We start from the raw sequence: 19903 nt of genomic DNA on the forward strand, positions 1-19903 counted from the left end.
CCTGCCAGGCCCCGGCCCGCGCCCCACATGGCCCCGGCCGTGACCGTGGCCCCGGCCAGGGCCGTCAGTTCCGGGTTGTCGGCCATGAGGCCGCTTGCCCACTGGATGGCATCCTGCAACGGGCCTTTGACCACGTCCAGCACGCGGTCCATGCCCTTTTCCCACTCGTTGGCCAGCCGGTTGAGATTCTCCTGCGTGGAACTGGTCATGACCGAAAACAATTTGTCGATCATGGCCTCGGGCTTGTTGGTGACACCGGCGTAGACCTCGCTGTAACGGCCTCCCCTGGCTTTTTCCAGGGCGATGGCACCTTCACGAGCCTGCATGTCCCCGATGATCTCGGAAAAAATGCGGTTCTGGATGGCACCCATTTGGTTGCGGATCTCGTCGGCCCGTGCGCCCGTGGCCCCCGGCAGCTCTTTCTTGAGGCGCTTGTATTCCTTGTTGCGTTCCACCAGGCCCTGGATGGCCCCCACGAAAGCCAGGTTCATGTCCTCGCCGCGTTTGGCGGCATCGCGGTAAACGTGGGCCAGGTTGATGCCCTTTTTCGACAGGTTGCTGTAGGCTTCCTTGCTGTTGCGGAACGAGAGCAGGTTCTGGTAGCGGTTGGCGGCCTCGGCGCTGTCGCCTGCGGCGTCGCGGACTATTTCCAGACCTGTCAAATGCTGTGCTGTGCCGCGCAGGCCGCGCATGTCGCCCGTGGCGTTGAAGATGCTTGGCAGGTACTGGGCCATGTCGCGCGTTTCAAAGCTGCCCTCGGCCCCGGCCGTGAGCATCATGCCGAAGACCTTTTCCGCGTCGGCCTTGGTGAACTGGCCGGATTTTGTCCCGGACAGCAGGGTGTTGGCGAAGTCCGCGCCCTCGGCCCCGGCGGCGGTGGCGGCCCGTTGGGTCAAGGGGGCCAGGGCCTGGGTATCCTCAAAGGACATCCCCCCGGCCAGGAAAGCCCCGCGCATGGCCCGCGCGCTGTCCAGCGTGCCGCCGCCACGGGCCACGATCTGCTGATCCAGTGCCCGCAATTCAGTGACACCCGCCTTGATGCCCGCCTCGGTACGCTCATTGAAGGCCACGGTCGCGTCCTGAAGATACTGCCGTTCGCGGGCCATCGGAGCCGCCAGGGCGGTGCGGCCCACGGCCCCGGCCGCCATGATGCCCGCCCCGGCATCCACGGCCCCGTTTATGCCGTTGCCCAGCCCCTGCCCCAGACGGGCGGCCTGTCGGGTGACGGCCTGCATGCGGGACGAGACGCCGTCCAGCGTGCGGCGCAAGCGCCCGGCCTGGGCATCGGCCTGGGACAGGGACTGTCCGGCATGCTGGCCGCTGCGGGCCATGTTCTCCAGGCTGCGGGTGGCGCCGTCGGCCTGCTGTTTGACGCTGCGCGGGCCGTTGCTGCGGGCAAGGGCATCGGTGGCCTCGCCCGCGTCACGGGCAGCGCGGCCCATGCCTTCCACGGCATCCCCGGCCTTGGCGGCCTGTTTGGCCACACCGCCCATGCCGCCTTCTGCCGTGCGTGAGGCGGCACGCACGGCATCCATGGCCTTTTTGGCCGGGCGGGAGAGGTCGTCCCGCAGGGAGAGTTGCACCTGTACGTCAAGATCGGCCATGCTGCTTTTTCCATTGCCGCCAGTCCTGGCGCTTGCTGACACAAGTACGCCGCCCGGCGGGCTGTGCTTTTGGGGGATAGAATATCTCCAGGAATGCCTCGGCCTCCGGCAGGGTCAGGCCCCGCGCCTCCGCGAGGGTGAAGCCCTGCCGGACCAGCGCGGCCTGGGCTAGGCGGAGGGTTCGGCGCAGTTCTCCGCCGGGGCCGCGCCGGCGGCCACGAGTTTTTTTACCAGCTCGTCCTCGGCGTCTTTCAGGATGCCCCATTCCCTGGCGGCCAGACCGGCCAGCAGGCGGGCGCTCATTTTTTCCGCCGGGATGCCGTCCACGCTCAGGCAGGCGGCCCACTTGTGACGGTCGATGCGGGCTGCGCAGGCATTGGCCCCGGCCTCGGCCTGGGCGGCCTCGATGGCATTTTCCACGTCCGCCATGGTGGGCAGGCGCAGGGTAAAAGACCTGTGGCGCTGGCCTTCGTATTCCAGACCGCATGCAAACATTCCCTTGATTTCCATACCTATTCCTCCACACGCTCAACGGCAAAAAGTTTCAGATCGCGTCGGGCCTCGCCTTCGGCCTCGTACTGGTCGCTCACGCTCTGCACGCAGCAGCCGGTGTACGAGACGCGCTTGCCGTTGCCCGAGACGGGGTAGATGGTCAGCTTGGCATCGAAGACCTTCCACCAGTCCAGCGGATCGCCGTCCACGGGGATGGGCACGGTGACGGACAGCTCATGCGTGACGATGCCCAGGCAGTAGCCGCTGATGGTGCGCTTGCGGCGCATGGTCTTGACCGGCATGTAACCGGTGTTGCTGTCATTGGAGACGGAGACGCATTCGATCTCCTTGCCGTCCACCTCCAGGACGACGGCCCCCACATATTCCTGAATGGCCATGTTTGCTCCTTGCTTCAGCCGTTGCGACGAAGGAAGCTACGGATGAAGACAGTAATGTGTTACACGGCAGGACAGACAACGAAAGGCGCTGTCGCTATCCGTAAGCCCGCTGGCGCGGGCAACGGCTACCGCGTGTGTTGGATGGGGGCCTTCAGGAAATACGAAAGCCCCGTGCCGCCACTATGTGGCGACACGGGGCCGGAAAAAAGGTCGAAGGTGTTCAGCGGTTCAGGTTAGGCGGGGGACTCCATCCGGCTCAGGGCCTCGATGATGCCCTGATAGATGTCCTCAAGGCTCAGGTATAGGCCCTGCACATCCTGGGTATCCATGTCCACCCGCGCATCCACGGGCAGGGAGCACAGCAGGCGCTGTTGCCAGCGGATACGGGCGGCGGCGTCATGCAGCAGGTCAGCGGGAAGGCGCGCGTTATCCATGACACACCTCCAGCAAATTCCCCTGCACGGGCAGGGCGGGGCGCTCGGACGCTCTTTCTTCCAGCCAGCCCAGCGCCTGTGCGGCCTTGAGCAGACGGGAGACCTCGCGCCCGTTCACGTCCAGCAGTTTGGCAATGCTGTGCTTGCCAAGCCCCATAGCGTGGTAGCGCACGGCCTGGCGTACCCGGCGCTTCTGGGCAGGGCCGAGACGCCAGAAAAGCTGGGCGGTCTCGGTTCGGGCCTCGTCCAGTCCTTGCTGGTAAGCGGCTTCGCGGATACGTTCGGCCCTGTCTTCCAGAGCCGCCGCCTCCAGCATATTGAAGGCTTCGATGTAGCGCAGCTTCCAGCGGACGGCCTCGGCTCCTGTGAAGCCCATGACCAGCAAGGAGAAACCGTCACGGGTAAGAAGGTAGGCACGGTCTTTGCGAATGCCCCCGGAATGAGGCAAAAACGTATCGATTTCTATGGGCTCAAAATTGAGCCGATAGAAAGATTCCGGGCACTTGGAACGCAATTTGGCAATATCGCGCAGGACATTTTTGTGGCTACGGTTGAAATGGTGCGCCAGCACGTCCGAACGCACGGCAGGCTTGTTTTGCTCTGTTAGGTCGACGCAGATGGTGGAGTTGTCATTGATGAATGACGCAGCTTGCGATATGCTGTTTTCAGCCATGATACACCTCCGTGAAAGGTGGTTATGGTTAGGCGTTGTCAAAAGGTTCCAGCTTTTGGCAACGCCATTTTTTTAGCTTCTCCAGCCCGGAAAAGCCTTGTCCAATGCCTCGAACAAGACGGCCTTGAGGGTCTTCTTGTTTTTGACCGCCAACAATTTGAGCTTGTGGCGTTCTTCCTCTGACACCCGCACGGTCACAGTGACCGCATATTTTTCGGGTTCAGCCTTGCGCATCTCACCTCCTCATTTTTTGAAAAAATGACAAATTGCAGTCAAAACGTCAATAAAAATTTGCGCGCCTATTGGCAGCAAAGCAGGAAACTGTTGTAATAAACAAGGGCCTACGGCCTTGACTCTCCCGAAAAAGGTAGCTGGGACAGCCAATTTCGCGACAGACAGGTGTTCGTATGATGGAAAATTATCCGCAGCCATGTGTGGATCTGGTACTCTCGGAAGAATTTCATATCGTTGTTCTGTTTATGCAGCCCAAATCCAAGTCCTGGCCGCTTGTGCGGCAATATTGCCAAAAAGCGGACTGGTTTTATGAGCAAGGTGGGTATACGGCTGCCTGTTTCAAAGAATTTTCACCAAGAATACAATACCTATTTGCAATCGAAGACATTACATGCGGATGGAAAACGGTTCACTACTTTGTGAAAGGACGCAGGGTTGACCATCTTTACCTTTTACCGTGGATATCTTGTTACCATGAGGCTGTTCGCTGCAATGACTACAGGGCCTACTGCCATACCATCTACAGCGAACCAAAACCCGTTCACCGTGACATGTATATCCACGTTTGCCTTGGCGGCGAAAAGGAAAGGAATAATTCTCCAGAAATCGAAATCGCTCCGCGTCGCTATTTGCTCCCTTGCAGAAAAATGCGCTTCTTCCCTGAAGAACACGCAGGGCATCCGAGTTCTTTGCAGGATTTATTCCAAGCAGAGGCCGTAGTAAGCGGCTATGTCAACTGCCCCTTTCTCCACCCAGAAGATTTTAGGGTGCTGTCATAAGAAACGCCCCATACCGCTAGGTGGGGAAGGGATTAAAAAGCGGAAAAGGCCGGGATCACCTCCCGGCCTTTTCTTTTGCCCTTCCTCTTTCCTTCCCCTACAGCCGCAGGTCGATGACGCCCGCGAAGACGTGCAGGCCGTTGACCACGTCGGACGGGATGCGGCAGTCCAGGCGGTTGGGGTCTTGCAGATCGCGTTCGCAGATGACCCCGGCGGCGTTGGCCTCCACTTCCTCCACGATCTCCAGCTGTTCCAGCTGGCGCAGCACGTCCAGCACCTCGCTGCGGACCTTGGGCGGCGTGCGGGTGGACAGTTTTTCGCGCGGGAAGCGCAGGTCAATGCGCTCCTTCACGGTTCGGGCCACATAGTCCAGAGTGCGGATGGTGGTCATGTCCAGCAGGGAAATGTCCGTGGCCCCGGCGGCATTGCGGGTATAGGTGGAGATGGCGCGCACTATCTGCACCACCTCGCCCGGCCCCACCTCCAGCGGGGTCACGCCATTTTTGAGGGCCACCTCCTGCTCGGTACGGGACAGGCGGGAGGATTCCGGGGGCACGGCCACGCCGGTGAGGACCAGGGTATTGAGCGGCCGGGCCGGGTCCTCCTCGCTGGCGGCTACGGCGCAGTAGGCAGCGGAAAGCGTCTCCGGAAGGCTGGGGCTGCCGGGCAGGCAGGCCAGGGAGATGCGGCCGCTGTTGAGCTGACCGGCCAGGGTGGTACAAAGAGACAGGGTATCCGTACTGCCCAGCCAGGCCGTGGCCCGGCGCTGCTCCAGCGGGCCGCTCACCTTGTCCAGGTGCTCACGCAGGGCCGTGAGCTGTTCCTGCACGGCCCAGGGCAGACAGTACAGCGTATAATCCGCGCCGAAGACGGCGGCCAGGGCCTCGGTGATGTCGGGGTCTTTCTGGCCGCCGCTCATTTTTGTGACGGTAGCCGTCAGGCCGGGAGCCGTGCAGCTGGCGGACAGCGTGATCTTGTTGCCGATGGTGCCCTTGTTTTTGGCGGTCAGGGTCAGATAGGGGGGCGGAGCGACCTGCTCGCCTTCGCCGTCCGGGTCTTCGGGCGTGACCACCGTGGCCGAAACGGGCAGGGACTGCTCTGCATTGAGGGCGGCGGCCAGTTCGTCCAGGACGTTTTGGGCCGTATCCTGCGAGGCGGCGGCCACGGCCACGCTGGTGTCGGCGATGGTCAGGGAGACCACGCCCGCGCCGGTGGCCGTGCCTGTCAGCTCCAGCTTGCCGCTGGCGGCCACGCCCGCCTCGTCCGGGGGCACGGGCAGCACGGACAGGTCCAGGTACTGGTAGGCGCGGATGGCGGCCTGCACCATGAGCTGGGCCTGGCTGCCGTAGCCGAACAGCGCGCCCGCCGTGGCGTCATCGTAGATCTGGACAGGAACCAGCGGGGCGTCGCTGTCTTCGGCCTTCTGGGCGATGATGAGCATTTTCTGGCTGTTGGCGGCCAGGGTGCGCACGGCGTTGGTGGTATTGAACTCGAAATATTTTCCCGGCTTGCGGATGCTGGCCGGGATCTGGTCGAAAGAGATGTTCGTGCTGGCCATTTATGCCTCCTCAGCGTCCGGCGTCACAACGGCCAGGTGGGCGACCCTCTGGGGGGCGCTCACCAGCTCGCCGCTGTGCAGGCGGCGCAGATAGTAGGCCGTGGCCGGGACGGACACGGGCTGATCGTCGGTGATGTAGCGGCGCGGGGCGTCCTCGCGGGGGACGCGCAGGCCGGGGGCTGCTTTGACGTAGAGTTCAACGCCCATAGGGCTCTCCTTATATGCGGATATTGAGGGTCAGGTGGTCTTCCAGCAGGGGCGGATCAGTGGCCGGGTCCTGCGGCGGTTTGCACCAGTAGCGCAGGGCCAGCCCTTCCAGCGGCGGCAGCCAGGGATCGTCCCCGGCATGCGCCTTGCCCGGCAGGGGCTGGCCGTCGGGCGGCAGGTAGCCGCCAGCATCGGTGCCCAGGGGGCGCTCACAGGGCGCTCGCAGCCTGGCCTGTACACGGCAGAGCCAGTCCTGGGCAAAGACGGCCAGGCTGCCCGCCTGTACCTGGCCGGAGAACAGGCTGCGGATGCGGCCGGGGCGCAGGTAGTCCACACCGTCCAGGGCATAGTCCTGCATGGCGGTGAGACGGGCCACGTCGGTCAGCATGGCATAGGCCCCCGCCGTGGCCGGGCCGCCCGTGCGCGGGCCTTCCGTGCGGGGGCTGTAGGCCGCCGCTATGCTGGTGAAGGTCAGCACGCTTTCAAAGCGGGTGCGGGCCGTATCCAGGGCTTTGGCCTCCGTGGCACCGGCAAACGTCACCCAGATGGCCGGGACGGAGGGATAGACGTTTTTCCAGTCGCCCAGCAGCTCGCCGCCATAGCTGCCCACAAAACGCAGGTACGGCAGGCGGGCCTCATGGATACGCCGGATCATGGCGCTTTCGATGGCGGCAATGGGGTACACGGGGGCTCCTTGCGACTAGAAGAAACGGTCATGGCATCCGGGCGCGAACTCCACGCCCGTTTCCGGGGGCTGCGGCTCCGGAGCGTCCGGCGGCGTGGGCACGACGATCTCCGCCGCGCCCTTTGCCACGTCCTTGAGCCAGGCCAGGGCGGCCTTGTAGCGGGCCTCCACATCCTCGGGCACCTGCATGCCGAATCCGGCCGTCAGGTGGTAGCGGGCCATGTCGCAGACGAAAGCCCGCAGGGGTTGGGGCACGCCCGCCGTGGTGTCCAGCGGCACGGCCAGGCGCACGGCCAGGTAGCTGTCCGCCTCGCGGCTGGCCTGGTCCAGGGCCGTGGCCACGCGCTCCACGTCATAGGCCGGGGGCTGGTCGCCTTCCCCCTGATTATCCGCCTGCGGCCAGTCATCCGTGAACACGGGCGGGCCGCAGGCGTCCAGGGCATCGCTTTCCGGCAACGGGGCCAGCCCGATCAGCTCTTGCAGGCCGAAACGGGCCGTCATGTCCGCCGGGCTGGCATAGTGCGACCGAAGGCGCTCCGCAGGAGCGTGCCCGTCCGAGCGCAGCGAGCTACGGGCATCGACAGCAGCGCTTGCCGGGAAGGCGTCAGGCATGGGTGCCCTCGGTCGTGTGGGCTGCGGGCTGGGCGGTGGGCGGCGTTTCCCCGGAGGGGGAGCCCGTGGAGCTTTCCGGCGTGGGAGCCGCCTGTGCCGACACGGCGGGAGAGGGCTGCGGGTCGGGGGACAGTTCCGTGTCCTCGGGGTCCATGATGGCCACATCCAGCCAGGGGTCGGCCTTGAGGGCCGCGTACTCCTCCGGCGTTACCTGCATCAGGCAGCCGCTGGCATCAAAGGTCATGCCGCAGCGGCAGCGCCGGGCCAGGGGCTTTTTGACTTTCACATGCACGTCCATGGGGCACCTCCTTTACGCGGCCACCACGGCGGGCATCAGCCAGGGCACGTTGACGATGGTGGCGGCATCGTACCAGGGGTTGCTCTCGCCGCCGTTGACCAGTTCCACGGCAATGAGTTTGCGGGCGGCGGCGTACAGGGTGGGCGGCACCACCAGCAGGGTGCCCGCCTTGCCGCCGGTGCCCAGGCCCAGGGGGCGGCCGCCGTCGGCCTGGAAGGACTGCATCAGGCCCAGGGCCTTCTCGAAATTGGCGGCGGTCAGGTCGTCACGCACGGCCACGGCCTGCTGCCAGAAGCCGAAGCCCACGTTGCAGCGGTAGCGCACGCCGTAGAGGTACTGGTCTTTCATGAACACGGTGTCGTTTTTGCCGTCCGTGATGGCTTGCAGTTCCGGGCTGGTGCGCTCCTGGAAGATCAGCGGCTTGAGGGTGCGGGACACGTCCAGCAGATACCAGGGCGTCTTGCTCTCCGGGCTTTCCGCTGCGTCGATGAGGTTGGACACCGTGGCATTGCCGCCGGTGCCGTCCACGTTGACGGCCACGGGGTGGTCCTTGTCGAAGAAAAACTGACCGTCGTAGCAGTTGGTGGAAAATCCCTTGCCCAGCAGGCCGAAGACCAGCTCGTCGGGATGGGTGGCGGCGGCGTAGCCCATTTCCTCGAACATGGGCGCGTAGATGCCCAGGTTGTCGTCCTCGATGTCGGTGCGCTTCACGCCGACGGTGCCTTCATAGAGCTTGTTGGTGACGACGTAGCCGTGCTCCTTCATGTCCTTGACGGCGCGGTCGCCCACCCATTCGGACAGTTTGGGGAACTGGCCCAGCCAGCCGTAGGTATTGCTGGCACTGGTGCTGGGGATTCGGGTAGCGACCTTCTGCCAGTGGCCGGGCGCGCGGCCCGCGCCGCGTTTGTACGCGGCATTGAATCCGGTACGCAGACCGGACAGGATGCTGTCGGTGACGATGGGCATTTATTCCTCCTTCGTGGCCTGTCTGGCCTCGATGAACTCCTCGTGGGTCAGGCCGAGGCGCTCGCAGATATGCAGCTCCTCGGCGGTCAGGGATACCGTGCCGGGCTTGTCGCCCGCCGGGGTCTTGCCGCCGGTCTGGGTGCCGGTCAGGGCCTGCACGGGCGGCTGGGTGGCCAGGAATGCTTTCAGGGCATCGGGGGCCGTTTTGGCCAGGCTCTCGGCCCAGCCCTTGGTGGCGGCGGTCAGGCGTCCGTCTTTCAGGGCGGCCTCGATGTCGTCCTTCAGGGCGGCGGCCTGGGCCTCGTTTTTCAGTTTCGCCACTTCGTCGCGCAGCTGGGCAGCCTCCTTCTGGACGGCGGAAAAGGTGGCCATGGCCACGAATTTTTGCGGATCGGGAGCGGCCTCGGCCTGGGCCTTGGCGCTGTCCCGCTCCTGTCGCAGCGTGGTCAGGGCGGCCAGGGCGGCAGCCTCGTCCGCCGTTTCCGGCAGGCCGAGGGCGGCAAGGATCTGTTTCATGGGCGGTTCCTCGTAGGGGGTAAAGGTTGCGCTGGCGGCGTCCATGCCGTCCAGGGCGGGATGGTTGGTCAGGGCCGCGCAAATGAGGCGCAGCACCGCGCCGCTTTGGCGGTCGAAAGCAAAAACGGGACTGATATAGCGGTATTCCCCGGCACGGATGTGGGCGCGGGCCTTGTCCGTCCAGTCTACACCGGCGAACAGGCCGCGCCCCTCTTCCCATTCCAGGGAGGTGATCCAGCCCGCCGCCGGGGCTGGCTGGCCGTTTTGCGCGGCAAGCTGGGTCTGGTGCTCGTAGTCCACCACCAGCGGCGTGGCGGTGCGCTGCCAGTGGGCGATGACAGCCTCGGCATCCTGGGCCGTCAGACGCCAGGACGTGGCGTTGACGCCCCGCAGGTTGCCGGGCCGTCCGTCGCGGGCAGCGAACGTGCCCGCAGGGAAAAGCTGGATGCGACCGGCGGCCTTGTCCTGCCCCGTGTCATCAGACAGGGACAGGGCAATGGCCAGACCGGTAGCAAGGAGGGGGGAATGATGGCGTTCCATGTGTCCCTTGTACGGGACGCATGCGGGGAAAAAAGGTCGAAGCTGTTCAGCGCTTCAACTATCCCCGTGGCTGGTTGGAAGGGGATGCCTTACGGGCGTGTGGTGGGCGTTAGAGGGGCGTTAGATTTTCAGAAACAGGAAAACGTGGACGATGGCCCGCCCGGAAGAAAAACACGGCACACGGACGGCTTGCGGTAGCCTACGGATAGCGACAGCGACTTCGCTGGCTGTCCTGCCGCGTAACGCATTACTGTCTTCATCCGTAGCTTCCTTCGTCGCAACGGCTGAAGCGCGGTCATGCTCCCCGCACGGCCTTGCGCAGGTGGCGCACGATCAGCCGGCGCATCTCGGTCTTGTGGTCCTCGCCTACGCCCAGGAAGGGGCGCGGGGGGATGACGCTGCCGGGGTGGTGCACGGCCTTGCGCAGGATCTGCCGCCCGTTGCGTCCATAGAAGGACAGGGCTTTTTTGAAGCGGGCGCGGATGATGTGCGCCCTGGTACGCGCGCCGAACTGGTGCGCGGCGGCATAGGGGGCACTCACGCCCACAAGGGCAAAGTCCCTGCCGTAGCGAACGCTCAACGTCTGTTGCATCCTGCCCGTGCGGCTCAAGATCTTGCCCGTATAGCCGTCCTCGTACCGCTTTTTTTTGTACGCCGCGTTGAGAGGCGGCCAGGCGGCCCCGGTGACGGGGTCGCGCTCCAGGTCGAAAGCGTCCTCGGCGGCGGAGCGCATGATACCGGCCAGGCCCCGCATGATGGGGCTGGCGTCTTCGCCCTGCCGGGCCAGGGCGGCCAGGCCCTCCACAAGCTGGTCGTCGTCGATGTTTACATCTATGCGGATCATGGCTATCCTGTGCTACAGAGATTTTCCGCTGACTGCTGCTGTACGCGTAAGCTGGTAACGCGCGCCCTCCTTGCAAAAGGGGGCCGGTATCCGGGTTCAAATCCCGGCGGCAACGGTCAGCGGATTTTTTGCAGTTTGCGCCCGCGATGCAGGTTACTGCGTTCCAGGCGGTAGAAGCTGGCCACGCCATCATGGCGGCCCAGCTTTTTTTGTTTCTTTTTGTCTGTGCCCGGCACGTTGACGGGCATGATGCGGCACCAGCCGTCCTCCGGGTCGGGGAATAGATAGAGCAGGTTCTCGTGCGTCTCGTCCCAATAGACGGCCTCGGGCCGGGAAAAAAGGGCGGCCAGCTGCGGATAGACGGCATCCGGTACGGCGGTGCCCTTGGTCTGATGGATACCGCGCCCGGCATGTTGCAGACGGTCATCGGCAAAGACCACTACACCGCTGGCATCCGCTCCCTGGGCACGGGCATGGAGCAGCTCTTGCCAGCGCATGAGGCCCAGGATGGCCGTGCGTTTGCGAGGGGGCTTGTCCTTTTGCCATCCCTCCACCACGGCGGCGAAGCCCTCGTGCCGGGCCGTACTGTTGTTGAAGGCCTGCCGGGCCTGCTCGTACAGGGCCGGGTCTTTCAGTCCCCGGATGCGTTCGCGCAGGATGTTGTCCGCCAGGGACACGGCCCCGGCATTGTAGTCGAAGCCCGCGTCCGTCCAGACCACGCGCCCCGGCCCCAGCTCATAGCCGGTGACGCTGCGGGGCGTTACCTCGCCACTGCGCCGGTCGCGTATGCGTATCTCACGCGAGACCATCTTTCCTTCCGAGCGTTCGACTTTCCAGCCCCGGCGTTTAAGGCGGGCCTCGCTCACGCCCTGCACATAACAGCGGCAGTTCCAGCCGTTAGGCGGGTAATGGCTCTGCCAGAAGGGGTCTTCCAGGGGGAAGATCTTGCCGTGCAGCGCCCGGTGATCGGGCCGGGTGCGGGCGTCATTCAGGGAGACATAACGCAAAAACGGCTGGTCTTCCCTGTTCTCCCATTGCTCCTGCCAGCGCCCGGCGTTGACGGCGCTTTGCACGTTCTGACGGGCGATGAGGCCCAGACGCCACTGGCTGCCCTGTTGCACGTTGATGATCTCGCCCGTGCGCGGGTTGACCTCGTCACGCGGTCCCCACCAGCCCTTGGCGCGCATGACCGGCTCCAGCGTTTGGATGAACCACTTCTCGCTTTTCCCTTCCTTCAGCATTGTGCGGATAGCCAGCTGCAAATCGCGCAGCACGTCCAGTTTGGCGCAGTTGGCCACGGTGAAGGCCGTGGCGTGGGCCTCCTTCCACATGCTGTGCCAGTCGAATGAGACGCGGCGGCCCTTGCGCCGGAAATAGGCCACTGCCTTTTCCGGCGGCAGGGTCAGGGCGTAGGCCAGATCAATGGCGTGCTTCTTCACGGCTGCGTCCTTCCAGTTGTGCCACGAACAGCAGGCGGGACAGGATGTCCGTCAGCTGTGTGGCGTCCATGGCGGGATACAGGTCCGCCAGCCGTTTTTCCAGCGCCTCCGGGGGAAGGCCTGCGGCCACCTCGGCAAAAAGCGGCCCCAGCAGGGCACCGGCGGCCTCGGCCAGAGCGGCGTCCGCGCTGTCGCCCATGTCGTCCAGAGCGTCCTGCCCGGCGCCGGTTCCTTCGCCGTCTTTGTTCGCATCATCCCCGACGGGGGCCGTCAGGTGTGTGGTGGCATTTTGCCTGCCGGGCCGGTCATCGCTGCCGTCTCCGTCCTGCCCGTCGGCGCGGAAAACGTCGTCCTCGTCCAGGGCCACGGGGAGCTTGAGGCGCTCGTGGACGAACTGGCGGCTGATCCTCATGTACGGAGCCAGTTTGGGCAGGGCATCGGCATAGAGGGAAAGGTCTCCGGCCTCCTGCGTGTCGAAACGCCAGTAGGGCAGCAATTTGCGGTTCGTGATGCCCAGGTTAAGCAGGCACAGCGGGGCCAGCAGCTGGCTGGTCAGAGTGGCGGCCAGCTGCATGGCATCCGCCGCCAGCAGGTCGCGCCGGACCTCGTTATGGATGGTGCCCAGGGCATTGGTGCTTGTTTTGCCGTCGGCCTGTGTGGTCAGGGTCCCGCCCAGGATGGCCTTGCTCATGCCCTGTTCACAGCGCGTCACCAGCTGGCCGGGGATGTCCTGGGTGGTGGTCGTGGGCGTCTGGAAGATGACCTCCATGCCCGCCGGGATGATGCCCGCCGCATCCTGCCCCAGGCAGCGCAGGGCGTGCAGCAGCGCGCTTTTGTCCTCCGCCGTGGAGCCGGGCGGGTATTTGCCCAGGCGCAGGGGCAGGCCGTGGATCTGGGTATAGGCGATATTGGCATTCAGGGCATAGGCCCGGATCAGGTAGGCCCAGGCCACGGTGCGGAACAGGCCCGCACGCGGCAGCCAGCCGCTCTTGCTTTTGTGGGTGTGGACCAGCCAGCCGCAGGGCCACAGCTCCGCGCCCTCGGCGCTGCCGTCGCGCAGGCGCAGGCGGTTGCGGTCCGTCCACAGGCACTGGAACCAGGACTGCGGGCGGAAGGTCAGGGCCTGCGGGATATGCCAGCCGTCCACCATGCCCCATTCCAGCTCCAGCGCCGCGAAGCCATGCCCGATGGCATCGGCCATGTCCAGCAGCATGTCCTCCACGCCGGGCAGCATGTCCACCATGGCCCGGACCTTTTCCGCCACCTCGCGTGCCCGCGCGTCATCGCTGCCGGGGATGATGTCCCATTCCAGGGTCAGCAGCGCCCGCTTGCGTTTGCCTATCTCGCAGGCCAGGTGCTCGCAGCGGTCCTCCATGTCGGCAAAAAGCGCGTGCTGCTCCACGATATTGCCCTGTTCGGCGTCGGCCAGGATGCGGCGCAGCTTGCCCGGCGTCAGGCCGTTGGTCAGGTTGGGCAGTTGTTCCAGATACAGCAGGGGCGCGGTGTCGCCGCTTTCGGTCTGTACGGCCCCGCGCAGGGCCTCCGGGGAGGGACGCGGGTTGCGCGGAGGGCGTTTGGCTTTGTATCGCATGGCGTCATATCCATCCATTTTCTAACGGGTCATCGGGCATAGGGGCATCATCTTGCGGGACGCTCTCGAGGGGGGAGCGGGCACGCGGCACGCGCACGAAGGCGTCCCGCAGAGAGACGTAGCCCTGCGAGGCGGCACGCCAGAGCATCTCCAGAGCGTCCGGGCCGTCGTCATGGTCGGCCAGGGGGAAATGCCGCAACTGGTCCACCAGGGCGCGCTGGTCAGGACGCAGCAGGATGCGGCCCTGGCAGAAATAGGGGTGCAGGCTCTCGATGCGCAGGTTTTTGTCCGTGCAGTTCTTGACGGGCGATACCGGCAGGGGCAGGCCCTGCCTGGCGGCCTCGCGCACCAGGACCTCGGCGAAAAACTCTTGGAACTGCACGGCCTCCACGGCCCACAGCACGCAATGCCATTGCCGTTGCAGGGCGATCAGGTCTTGGATGATGCGGTCCGGGTGGCGTTTTTTGATGTCGGCGGCCACCACATAAAGGCGCATGCTTTCCCGTTCCAGGCCGCCCACCAGAAGGGCCGAAGGGTCGCGCCCTGCCCCGGCCTTGCCCAGGCTGGGGTCACAGGCCCCGAAAAAGATCAGGCCCGGCGGCAGCTCGCTCCAGAACTGCATGGCCTCCGCGAAGGGCGCGGCATCCCCCACCAGGGGGTCGTTCTGCTGTTCGCTGTCAAAAGCGGCCCGATCCTCAGCCCTTTTGCACATCAGGGTGTAGAGGGGCCGGAAGTCCGGCCAGCTGACCACGGCCCCGGCGTCCATGCGTTGCCGGTGCTGCTCATAGAAAGCCCGCGCTTTTTCCGGGCCGACCGAGGGCGTCTTGTAGAAGCGCTCCCATATGTCCCACAGGGCCAGATCGTCGGGCATCTTTTCCACGGCGCGGAACGTGCGGCCATGCCATTGCGGCTTTTTGAGGGTGCGGGCCAGCACGCTGTCGTAGTGCAGGATGGTGCCGATGTAGATCACGTCCATGCTGTCGTCCGCCGGGCCGAGGGACAGCACCGTGCGCATGAGCCAGTTCTCTAATTTGTCGCGCTGCTCCGGAGAACGCACGTTCTCGTCGTTTTCCAGATCGTCAAGCAGCACTAGGTCCGGGCGGTGCGGACCGTGCCGCAGGCCGCGCATGCGCTTGCCCGCGCCGAAAGCCTGTATCTTGACGTTGCTGGCCGTGATGATGGTGCCCACGTTCCAGACGCGCCCCTCGCCGCACTGGCCGGGGAAATCGGCCATGAGGCGAGGGTTGCTTTCGAGCTCCACCTTGATGGCCTCCAGGAAGCTGGCCGCCTGCTCGAAGGCATCGGCTACCAGCAAAATATAGCGCTTGCGGCCCGTGACCACGCACCACAGCGAGAAGAACACGTCCACAAAGGTGGTCTTGGCCTCGCCGCGCGGGGCCGCGCAGGCCTGCCGGATGCCTTCCGGGTTGTCCACGGCGGCGGGCAGGGCCGTGTCCAGCCACAGGTGCAGAGCGCTGTCGCCGGTGGGCGTGCCGTCCTTGCGGCGTGTGTAGTGCGGAAAATACGTCCGCCGGAAAAAGGGAAAGTCCCCCTGCACACGCCGGACACGCTGGGCACTGGCCTTTGCGTCGGCCGGGAAGCTGGCGCAGTCCGCCTCGATGGTACGGCGCAGGCCATTGGCCAGGGCCGCAAGTTCCGCCCGAAAGTCGTCCGCTGTCATCCTAGCCACGATGGCCTCCCAGTTTTTCCGCCACTTCGTCCGCGAAGGGCTCCAGCACTTCCAGCAGCGCCGCCGCATGCTGGGGGAACTGCCGCCGCACGAACTCGGTCAGCATCTGGATCACGCGCAGGGCCACGGACAGCTCGTTGGTCTCCGGCAGCACGCGGCGGCTGGCGCTGACCATTTTATTGAAACTGTCCGCCAGGCTGGCCAGGGCCTGCGTTTTTTCGCGGGCCGTCATGTCCTGGGCCTCGATGATCTCGCCCATGAGCGCCTTGTGTTGCAGCACATAGTCGCTCAGGGTCTGGCGGGCCACGGCCTCCATGCCCTCGCCCGCCAGCAGGTTGGCCGCCCGCAGTTTGTCCCAGTCGTCACCCTGCTCCAGCGCGCGGCGCTTCCAGCTGCGCAGGGTGGCCAGGGGCACGTTTTGGGCCTTGGCTATCTGCGTGAGCGGCATGTTGTCGATATAGGCCGCGCGACAGGCGGCTTTCAGGCTTGCGCTGTGGGCCATTATTCGCCGCCTCCGCAGTCCGTATGGCCGCCGTCTCCACCGGTATGGGGCATCAGGGCATCGTCCCGGCCGGGGGCGCAGGGACGAGGTGGCGGACAGGGACGCGGCTCCCTGTGGGGGGCTTGGGGCGTATCCATAAAAAGATCGTCCAGGGGCTGTCCGGAGCGGAAGGGAGGCGCGAAGTCGTCCCGGTAGGGGGGACGGGGGCGGCGGCCTTCCACGGCATCCTCTACCGTTTTTTCCAGACGGGTGCGGCCGCCCGTGACCAGCACCACCAGCAGGGGCGGCACGGGCACGCCCAGCCAGACCAGGTGCCCGATGATGGAGGCGCAGTCCGTCAGTACCAGATAAGCCATGAAAACGTCCGTCACCGGCAGGGCAAAGCCCAGGGCACGGCGCAGGGAAATATCCACGCCCACGGCCATGAGCAGGAAGAAAAAGTAGCAGCTGTAGCGCACCAGGCCGTGATGCAGGCCCCGGCACAGGCTTTTGCCCCGTTTGCAGTGGACGATGATACGGGTCAGCATCTCGCCCATGACGCTGGCCAGCAGGACGCCGAACAGCACATGATCGATGCCCAGGGCCGTCAGGATGGCGGCCAGGGCCGTGCCCAGGGCCACCTTGCCCGGCCACAGTTCCAGCAGCCGGTCGCAGTAGTAGTGGATGGCGTGCAGCCAGTTGATGTCATTCACCTATTTCCTCCAGATGGTCATAAAAGTCGCGCAGGGCCGCCTTGTCGGCTTCCTGTGCCCGGTGGCGGGCCGTCACCTCGTTGACGTAGCCCACGAAATGCAGGGCCGCCCGCAGGCGGCCCTCTTCGTCCGTAGCGGCCTTGATGGCCTCATAGACCGGCACCGGGGACGGCAGGGGCGGGCCTTCCCGCAGCAGGCTTGCCGGTGGCCGGATCGGCTCCGGGCGAGACGGTCCGCAGCAGCCGGTCAAGCTCATCCCAGCGCAGAGCAGCAGGCAGGCCGTCATCCTGTGCCAGATGTTCCAGGGCATGGCGTGTGTCCTCCTCTTGGCGTTGTGCGGCGGCGTGCAGACGGTCGCGCAGATCCACGGCGGCACGGGTGGCGGCGCTCTCCTGCCGGGTAAGGGCCGCCGCCCGCTCTGCCTCGTCGGCCCGCCGGTCCGCATCCCGCCACAAATGCCAGAGCAGGAGGCAGACCAGCAGGGAGCAGCCCAGGGCCAGTACGGACAGCCGGGGCAGTCCAGGCATCATTCACCGCCCAGCATGGCGCGGTAGCCGTTAGCCCGCTTGTCGGGCTTACGGATAGCGACAGCGCCTTCACTGGCTGCCTTGCCGTGTGACGAATTGCTGTCTTTATCCGTAGCTTCCTGCGTCGCAACGGCTAAAGCCATGCAGGTGTCGAAACAGCGCTGTGTGCGGGCCTGCCAGCCACGGCCATAGACGGGCCAGCCCGGCCGCGTCTTGTAGTAGTACAGGCGCTCGGCGGCCTGTGCCCGCAGCAGGTCGCCCAGCCTGCCTTCACGTTCCAGATGACGGATTGCCGTCAGAGTGGCCGGGCCGATCTTGCCGTCCACGGCGATGCCCAGGCCGCAGGCATTGACGGCCCGTTGCAGGATGCGGGGGGCAGCGCCGGGACCGATGTTGTACAGGGTGTCGGCATGGGCCAGAGCCAGGGCGTCGGGCAGCGCGTCGCACTTGCCGGGCCGCCAGTAGCGGTCCCGGTAAATGACCAGGGCATCGGCCTCTTCCATCATCCGCACGTCGAGCGCGGTGATCTTCCCGTCGCCGTTTTTGTCCGGGATGGTCCCCAGGTTGAAGTTCAAGGCCACACCGTACTTGGTGGGGCCTCCGGGGTCGCGAGGATCGTTGGTGTACGTCTCGCCGCCCTCCTCATCCATCGTGAAGTGGAAGGACCGCATGAGAGTGCTTTCCTTGGGCATATGGTCTCCTCGGGTTTCGGCGGCCCTGAAAAAGCAAGGCCCCGTGCCGCCACTATGTGGCGACACGGGGCTGCAAAAAAGGTCGAAGGTGTTCAGCGGTTCAGTATGTCGGAGGCGTTTTTGCGTTTCTATTGGCAGCTATTCAGGAAGCAGTGCAAAAAAAGGTGCCGTGCGATGATGCCCGCTACTTTTTTTCGGCCCAAATGGTATAAATGCCATCGATGATCACGGCAGAAAACTGGTATTTTCCCAAGGTGAAGACATTTTTTTCGCCATGCAGGATCGCTTGATTTGAATAGGTGGCAGCATCGTACAGGGCATCAACCCGTTCTTGATCCTTGCCAAAGCCGGGCATGCACAGGCTTGCCGCCGCAAGCGCAGCGTACATCATATCGTCGATATACCGCGTCCTGCGTCCGTCCTCGCTGGGGATGCGTTCGTCCTTGCTAACGAAGAACTGTATCCGGTTGACCTTTTTGGCTCCGGCCTCATGCCCGGCGACAACAGCCGTGGTGGGGCTCAGACTGTACCACGCGGCGGTGGGGTCTTCTTTGGCCAGCTGGGGCAACCAGGTGCCATTGTACGGCTTGTTGAAGGCAATGAGCTTTTCTTCGATATTGTCCAGGGTCAGGCCGTTGATCTGCCCTGCGGCAAAGGCGGTCACTGCCCAGCACACTACTAGGGCCAGCGTCAGGAAAAGTTTTTTCATGTTGTCCCCCGTTACTTTTTATTTATTAGCCTATAGGAAGAAAACGCGAAAAAAAAGCCCCGCGTGGTGCGGGGCCTGTTTGGGGATCACAGCAAGCGCCCCTGCCGGGGCTGTCTGTCCGGGTCCGGTGGCGGCGGCTTTTTGAAGATGGTCCATACATGCCGCTCCGTGATGTGGTAGCGCAGGGCCAGGCATTGCACGATGCGCCGTTCCGTCAATCCTTCCCTGGCCAGCTGTTGCCGGTCTTTCAGCAGGGCAGCGTCGCGGGCACGCAGCAGGACGGGCTTGCAGTTGGGCACATAGAGCGGGGTCACGGCATAGTGCCGGGCCAGTATCTGCGCGGCCTCCGGGCCGATGCGCCGGGCCAGGTCCGCCAGCATCTGCTGCCCGGCCTCCCGTGCGCCCACGGGCAGGCGCAGGGTCAGGCCGCCGAAGTTCTCCACCAGTTGCAGGGTGGCGGGCAGGCCGATCAGCCGGGCGATGGCCTGCACGGCGGCGGGCAGCAGGGAAATATCCAGACTGCGCAGGGACGGCAGGAAAGCCTCCGTCGTGCGCATGGCGTCGAAGTAGTCCGCCGTGGTGATGTTCGTATCCTGCATAATTAACTCCATTTATTGCACTTTTCTCTGAGCTATGCGTCCTCACGTCCCTGCTGGCGTACCAGGGCCGCCACGCAGGCCGTCAGCTGGGCGCGGCTGGCCGTGCGCAGGCTGGCCGTGTTCCGTGTCTGGCGGCGGATGATGGCGTCCGCATAGGACAGGGGGCGCTCCAGCGAGGCGCACAGGGCCGTGATCTTGGCGTGCAGGGGGCGCAGTTCCTGTGGGACGTTGCGCGGGCGCGGGGTCCAGCCCTTGGCCCGCAGCTCGGCCAGCATGGCTTTCAGCAGGGGCACGGTGCAGCGGGCGGCACTGTCCATCCCGGTGACGCCCTGGAGCAGGGAGCGGTAAGTGGTATCATCCAGGCCCAGGTCTTTCTGGGCGATCTTGACGCTGGCGATGAGGCCCGCGCGCAGTTTGCTTTCCGTCATCGTTTCCCTCCTTGGGCATGGCGTCCCACTGCGGCATTGAGGGCATCCAGCATCACGTCGGCCATGGCCCTGGTCTTCTTTATGCCCCGTCCGCCGTGGAACAGGACGCAGACGGGGCTCCCGTCCTGAGTGTCACGGATGACCCATGCGCCGCCCACTGTGGGCAGCAGGACAAAGCGTTGCTGTTCCATAGG

The 19903-nt window shown here is 64.9% G+C and carries 27 protein-coding genes and 1 tRNA gene; 2 read left to right on the forward strand and 26 right to left on the reverse strand.

Going from position 1 to position 19903, the window contains the following annotated elements; translation table 11 throughout:
* From DESPIG_RS14025 to DESPIG_RS13620, 6 genes are all read right to left on the reverse strand, one after another.
* Nucleotides 1-1604, reverse strand: a 1604-nt coding sequence (locus tag DESPIG_RS14025) for a phage tail tape measure protein (RefSeq protein ID WP_006005543.1), incomplete at its 3' end; no start/stop codon positions are given.
* Nucleotides 1605-1772: 168 nt separating this feature from the next.
* A complete protein-coding gene (locus DESPIG_RS04550; RefSeq protein ID WP_006005547.1) occupies nt 1773-2114 on the reverse strand; it encodes a hypothetical protein in 342 nt (113 codons plus the stop codon).
* A gap of 2 nt (nt 2115-2116) precedes the next feature.
* Nucleotides 2117-2494 (reverse strand): hypothetical protein, encoded by a 378-nt coding sequence (locus tag DESPIG_RS04555; RefSeq protein ID WP_006005549.1) that lies wholly within the window; start codon nt 2492-2494, stop codon nt 2117-2119.
* A 233-nt stretch (nt 2495-2727) separates the two neighbouring features.
* Nucleotides 2728-2928: a hypothetical protein gene (locus DESPIG_RS04560; protein WP_006005554.1), complete on the reverse strand. Its 201-nt coding sequence runs from the start codon at nt 2926-2928 to the stop codon at nt 2728-2730.
* A complete protein-coding gene (locus DESPIG_RS12760; RefSeq protein WP_006005557.1) occupies nt 2921-3601 on the reverse strand; it encodes a Rha family transcriptional regulator in 681 nt (226 codons plus the stop codon). Before DESPIG_RS12760 ends, DESPIG_RS04560 begins: the two co-directional genes overlap by 8 nt.
* A gap of 72 nt (nt 3602-3673) precedes the next feature.
* Nucleotides 3674-3835, reverse strand: coding sequence for a hypothetical protein (locus DESPIG_RS13620; protein ID WP_006005560.1), 162 nt, complete (start codon nt 3833-3835; stop codon nt 3674-3676).
* 173 nt (nt 3836-4008) lie between these two features.
* On the opposite strand from DESPIG_RS13620, the gene DESPIG_RS13625 reads away from it, so the two are divergent.
* Nucleotides 4009-4614, forward strand: a complete 606-nt coding sequence (locus DESPIG_RS13625; protein ID WP_147589077.1) for a hypothetical protein — start codon at nt 4009-4011, stop codon at nt 4612-4614.
* Between the two features lie 97 nt (nt 4615-4711).
* On the opposite strand, the gene DESPIG_RS04575 is transcribed toward DESPIG_RS13625, so the two are convergent.
* The 8 genes from DESPIG_RS04575 to DESPIG_RS12765 all read right to left on the reverse strand — a co-directional run bounded on the left by DESPIG_RS04575 (nt 4712) and on the right by DESPIG_RS12765 (nt 10840).
* Nucleotides 4712-6172 (reverse strand): phage tail sheath subtilisin-like domain-containing protein, encoded by a 1461-nt coding sequence (locus DESPIG_RS04575; protein WP_006005568.1) that lies wholly within the window; start codon nt 6170-6172, stop codon nt 4712-4714.
* Nucleotides 6173-6379 carry a hypothetical protein gene (locus DESPIG_RS04580; RefSeq protein WP_006005570.1) on the reverse strand — a complete coding sequence of 69 codons (207 nt, stop codon included), beginning with the start codon at nt 6377-6379 and terminating at the stop codon, nt 6173-6175.
* A gap of 10 nt (nt 6380-6389) precedes the next feature.
* Nucleotides 6390-7064, reverse strand: a complete 675-nt coding sequence (locus DESPIG_RS04585) for a phage protein Gp37 (RefSeq protein WP_006005572.1) — start codon at nt 7062-7064, stop codon at nt 6390-6392.
* A 15-nt stretch (nt 7065-7079) separates the two neighbouring features.
* Nucleotides 7080-7676, reverse strand: a complete 597-nt coding sequence (locus DESPIG_RS13145) for a DUF1320 domain-containing protein (RefSeq protein WP_006005574.1) — start codon at nt 7674-7676, stop codon at nt 7080-7082.
* The gene (locus DESPIG_RS14030) at nt 7669-7974 is read right to left on the reverse strand and encodes a hypothetical protein (RefSeq protein ID WP_006005576.1); all 306 of its coding nucleotides are present in this window, start codon (nt 7972-7974) and stop codon (nt 7669-7671) included. The genes DESPIG_RS13145 and DESPIG_RS14030 overlap by 8 nt, the downstream gene beginning before the upstream one ends.
* A 12-nt stretch (nt 7975-7986) precedes the next feature.
* Nucleotides 7987-8940 carry a Mu-like prophage major head subunit gpT family protein gene (locus DESPIG_RS04600; RefSeq protein WP_006005579.1) on the reverse strand — a complete coding sequence of 318 codons (954 nt, stop codon included), beginning with the start codon at nt 8938-8940 and terminating at the stop codon, nt 7987-7989.
* Nucleotides 8941-9996 (reverse strand): phage protease, encoded by a 1056-nt coding sequence (locus tag DESPIG_RS04605; protein ID WP_006005581.1) that lies wholly within the window; start codon nt 9994-9996, stop codon nt 8941-8943.
* Between the two features lie 295 nt (nt 9997-10291).
* Nucleotides 10292-10840, reverse strand: a complete 549-nt coding sequence (locus DESPIG_RS12765; protein ID WP_006005585.1) for a phage virion morphogenesis protein — start codon at nt 10838-10840, stop codon at nt 10292-10294.
* 34 nt (nt 10841-10874) lie between these two features.
* Here DESPIG_RS12765 and DESPIG_RS13630 point away from each other — a divergent pair.
* Nucleotides 10875-10955 (forward strand) — tRNA-Ala (locus tag DESPIG_RS13630).
* A 1-nt stretch (nt 10956) separates the two neighbouring features.
* Here the strand turns inward: DESPIG_RS13630 and DESPIG_RS12770 are convergent.
* The 12 genes from DESPIG_RS12770 to DESPIG_RS04670 all read right to left on the reverse strand — a co-directional run bounded on the left by DESPIG_RS12770 (nt 10957) and on the right by DESPIG_RS04670 (nt 19900).
* On the reverse strand, nt 10957-12279 hold the full coding sequence (locus DESPIG_RS12770; protein ID WP_006005588.1) for a phage head morphogenesis protein: 1323 nt from the start codon (nt 12277-12279) through the stop codon (nt 10957-10959).
* Nucleotides 12260-13870, reverse strand: a complete 1611-nt coding sequence (locus tag DESPIG_RS04625; RefSeq protein ID WP_040369271.1) for a DUF935 domain-containing protein — start codon at nt 13868-13870, stop codon at nt 12260-12262. Before DESPIG_RS04625 ends, DESPIG_RS12770 begins: the two co-directional genes overlap by 20 nt.
* A 4-nt stretch (nt 13871-13874) precedes the next feature.
* Complete coding sequence (gene terL, locus DESPIG_RS04630) at nt 13875-15551, reverse strand: phage terminase large subunit (protein WP_006005593.1); 1677 nt, start codon at nt 15549-15551, stop codon at nt 13875-13877.
* Between the two features lies 1 nt (nt 15552).
* Nucleotides 15553-16062: a DUF1804 family protein gene (locus DESPIG_RS04635; RefSeq protein WP_006005595.1), complete on the reverse strand. Its 510-nt coding sequence runs from the start codon at nt 16060-16062 to the stop codon at nt 15553-15555.
* On the reverse strand, nt 16062-16754 hold the full coding sequence (locus DESPIG_RS04640; protein WP_006005596.1) for a phage holin family protein: 693 nt from the start codon (nt 16752-16754) through the stop codon (nt 16062-16064). Before DESPIG_RS04640 ends, DESPIG_RS04635 begins: the two co-directional genes overlap by 1 nt.
* Complete coding sequence (locus DESPIG_RS13635) at nt 16747-16917, reverse strand: hypothetical protein (protein ID WP_006005597.1); 171 nt, start codon at nt 16915-16917, stop codon at nt 16747-16749. Before DESPIG_RS13635 ends, DESPIG_RS04640 begins: the two co-directional genes overlap by 8 nt.
* Nucleotides 16904-17284 (reverse strand): hypothetical protein, encoded by a 381-nt coding sequence (locus tag DESPIG_RS04645; protein WP_006005601.1) that lies wholly within the window; start codon nt 17282-17284, stop codon nt 16904-16906. The genes DESPIG_RS13635 and DESPIG_RS04645 overlap by 14 nt, the downstream gene beginning before the upstream one ends.
* Entirely contained in the window at nt 17281-17973 is a 693-nt protein-coding gene (locus tag DESPIG_RS12775) for a glycoside hydrolase family 108 protein (protein WP_006005603.1), read from the reverse strand. Before DESPIG_RS12775 ends, DESPIG_RS04645 begins: the two co-directional genes overlap by 4 nt.
* Before the next feature lie 184 nt (nt 17974-18157).
* Nucleotides 18158-18682 (reverse strand): hypothetical protein, encoded by a 525-nt coding sequence (locus DESPIG_RS04655; protein ID WP_006005606.1) that lies wholly within the window; start codon nt 18680-18682, stop codon nt 18158-18160.
* A gap of 86 nt (nt 18683-18768) precedes the next feature.
* Nucleotides 18769-19281: a Mor transcription activator family protein gene (locus tag DESPIG_RS04660; RefSeq protein WP_169304809.1), complete on the reverse strand. Its 513-nt coding sequence runs from the start codon at nt 19279-19281 to the stop codon at nt 18769-18771.
* Between the two features lie 32 nt (nt 19282-19313).
* Nucleotides 19314-19709 (reverse strand): phage protein GemA/Gp16 family protein, encoded by a 396-nt coding sequence (locus DESPIG_RS04665; RefSeq protein ID WP_006005611.1) that lies wholly within the window; start codon nt 19707-19709, stop codon nt 19314-19316.
* Nucleotides 19706-19900 carry a hypothetical protein gene (locus DESPIG_RS04670; RefSeq protein ID WP_006005613.1) on the reverse strand — a complete coding sequence of 65 codons (195 nt, stop codon included), beginning with the start codon at nt 19898-19900 and terminating at the stop codon, nt 19706-19708. Before DESPIG_RS04670 ends, DESPIG_RS04665 begins: the two co-directional genes overlap by 4 nt.
* Nucleotides 19901-19903 lie beyond the last annotated feature (3 nt).

This window comes from Desulfovibrio piger ATCC 29098 (assembly GCF_000156375.1).
Lineage (GTDB): Bacteria > Desulfobacterota > Desulfovibrionia > Desulfovibrionales > Desulfovibrionaceae > Desulfovibrio > Desulfovibrio piger.

What these genes read in the sequence shown, in the direction of transcription:
- DESPIG_RS04600 (WP_006005579.1), bottom strand. Translation starts at nt 8,940, where the DNA reads ATGCCCATCGTCACCGACAGCATCCTGTCCGGTCTGCGTACCGGATTC.
- DESPIG_RS13145 (WP_006005574.1), bottom strand. Translation starts at nt 7,676, where the DNA reads ATGCCTGACGCCTTCCCGGCAAGCGCTGCTGTCGATGCCCGTAGCTCG.
- DESPIG_RS04555 (WP_006005549.1), bottom strand. Translation starts at nt 2,494, where the DNA reads ATGGCCATTCAGGAATATGTGGGGGCCGTCGTCCTGGAGGTGGACGGC.
- DESPIG_RS04665 (WP_006005611.1), bottom strand. Translation starts at nt 19,709, where the DNA reads ATGACGGAAAGCAAACTGCGCGCGGGCCTCATCGCCAGCGTCAAGATC.
- DESPIG_RS04660 (WP_169304809.1), bottom strand. Translation starts at nt 19,281, where the DNA reads ATGCAGGATACGAACATCACCACGGCGGACTACTTCGACGCCATGCGC.
- terL (WP_006005593.1), bottom strand. Translation starts at nt 15,551, where the DNA reads ATGACAGCGGACGACTTTCGGGCGGAACTTGCGGCCCTGGCCAATGGC.
- DESPIG_RS12775 (WP_006005603.1), bottom strand. Translation starts at nt 17,973, where the DNA reads ATGCCCAAGGAAAGCACTCTCATGCGGTCCTTCCACTTCACGATGGAT.
- DESPIG_RS12760 (WP_006005557.1), bottom strand. Translation starts at nt 3,601, where the DNA reads ATGGCTGAAAACAGCATATCGCAAGCTGCGTCATTCATCAATGACAAC.
- DESPIG_RS04560 (WP_006005554.1), bottom strand. Translation starts at nt 2,928, where the DNA reads ATGGATAACGCGCGCCTTCCCGCTGACCTGCTGCATGACGCCGCCGCC.
- DESPIG_RS04655 (WP_006005606.1), bottom strand. Translation starts at nt 18,682, where the DNA reads ATGAAAAAACTTTTCCTGACGCTGGCCCTAGTAGTGTGCTGGGCAGTG.
- DESPIG_RS04550 (WP_006005547.1), bottom strand. Translation starts at nt 2,114, where the DNA reads ATGGAAATCAAGGGAATGTTTGCATGCGGTCTGGAATACGAAGGCCAG.
- DESPIG_RS04575 (WP_006005568.1), bottom strand. Translation starts at nt 6,172, where the DNA reads ATGGCCAGCACGAACATCTCTTTCGACCAGATCCCGGCCAGCATCCGC.
- DESPIG_RS14030 (WP_006005576.1), bottom strand. Translation starts at nt 7,974, where the DNA reads ATGGACGTGCATGTGAAAGTCAAAAAGCCCCTGGCCCGGCGCTGCCGC.
- DESPIG_RS04580 (WP_006005570.1), bottom strand. Translation starts at nt 6,379, where the DNA reads ATGGGCGTTGAACTCTACGTCAAAGCAGCCCCCGGCCTGCGCGTCCCC.
- DESPIG_RS04625 (WP_040369271.1), bottom strand. Translation starts at nt 13,870, where the DNA reads ATGCGATACAAAGCCAAACGCCCTCCGCGCAACCCGCGTCCCTCCCCG.
- DESPIG_RS12765 (WP_006005585.1), bottom strand. Translation starts at nt 10,840, where the DNA reads ATGATCCGCATAGATGTAAACATCGACGACGACCAGCTTGTGGAGGGC.
- DESPIG_RS04670 (WP_006005613.1), bottom strand. Translation starts at nt 19,900, where the DNA reads ATGGAACAGCAACGCTTTGTCCTGCTGCCCACAGTGGGCGGCGCATGG.
- DESPIG_RS13625 (WP_147589077.1), top strand. Translation starts at nt 4,009, where the DNA reads ATGATGGAAAATTATCCGCAGCCATGTGTGGATCTGGTACTCTCGGAA.
- DESPIG_RS04605 (WP_006005581.1), bottom strand. Translation starts at nt 9,996, where the DNA reads ATGGAACGCCATCATTCCCCCCTCCTTGCTACCGGTCTGGCCATTGCC.
- DESPIG_RS04645 (WP_006005601.1), bottom strand. Translation starts at nt 17,284, where the DNA reads ATGATGCCTGGACTGCCCCGGCTGTCCGTACTGGCCCTGGGCTGCTCC.
- DESPIG_RS13620 (WP_006005560.1), bottom strand. Translation starts at nt 3,835, where the DNA reads ATGCGCAAGGCTGAACCCGAAAAATATGCGGTCACTGTGACCGTGCGG.
- DESPIG_RS04635 (WP_006005595.1), bottom strand. Translation starts at nt 16,062, where the DNA reads ATGGCCCACAGCGCAAGCCTGAAAGCCGCCTGTCGCGCGGCCTATATC.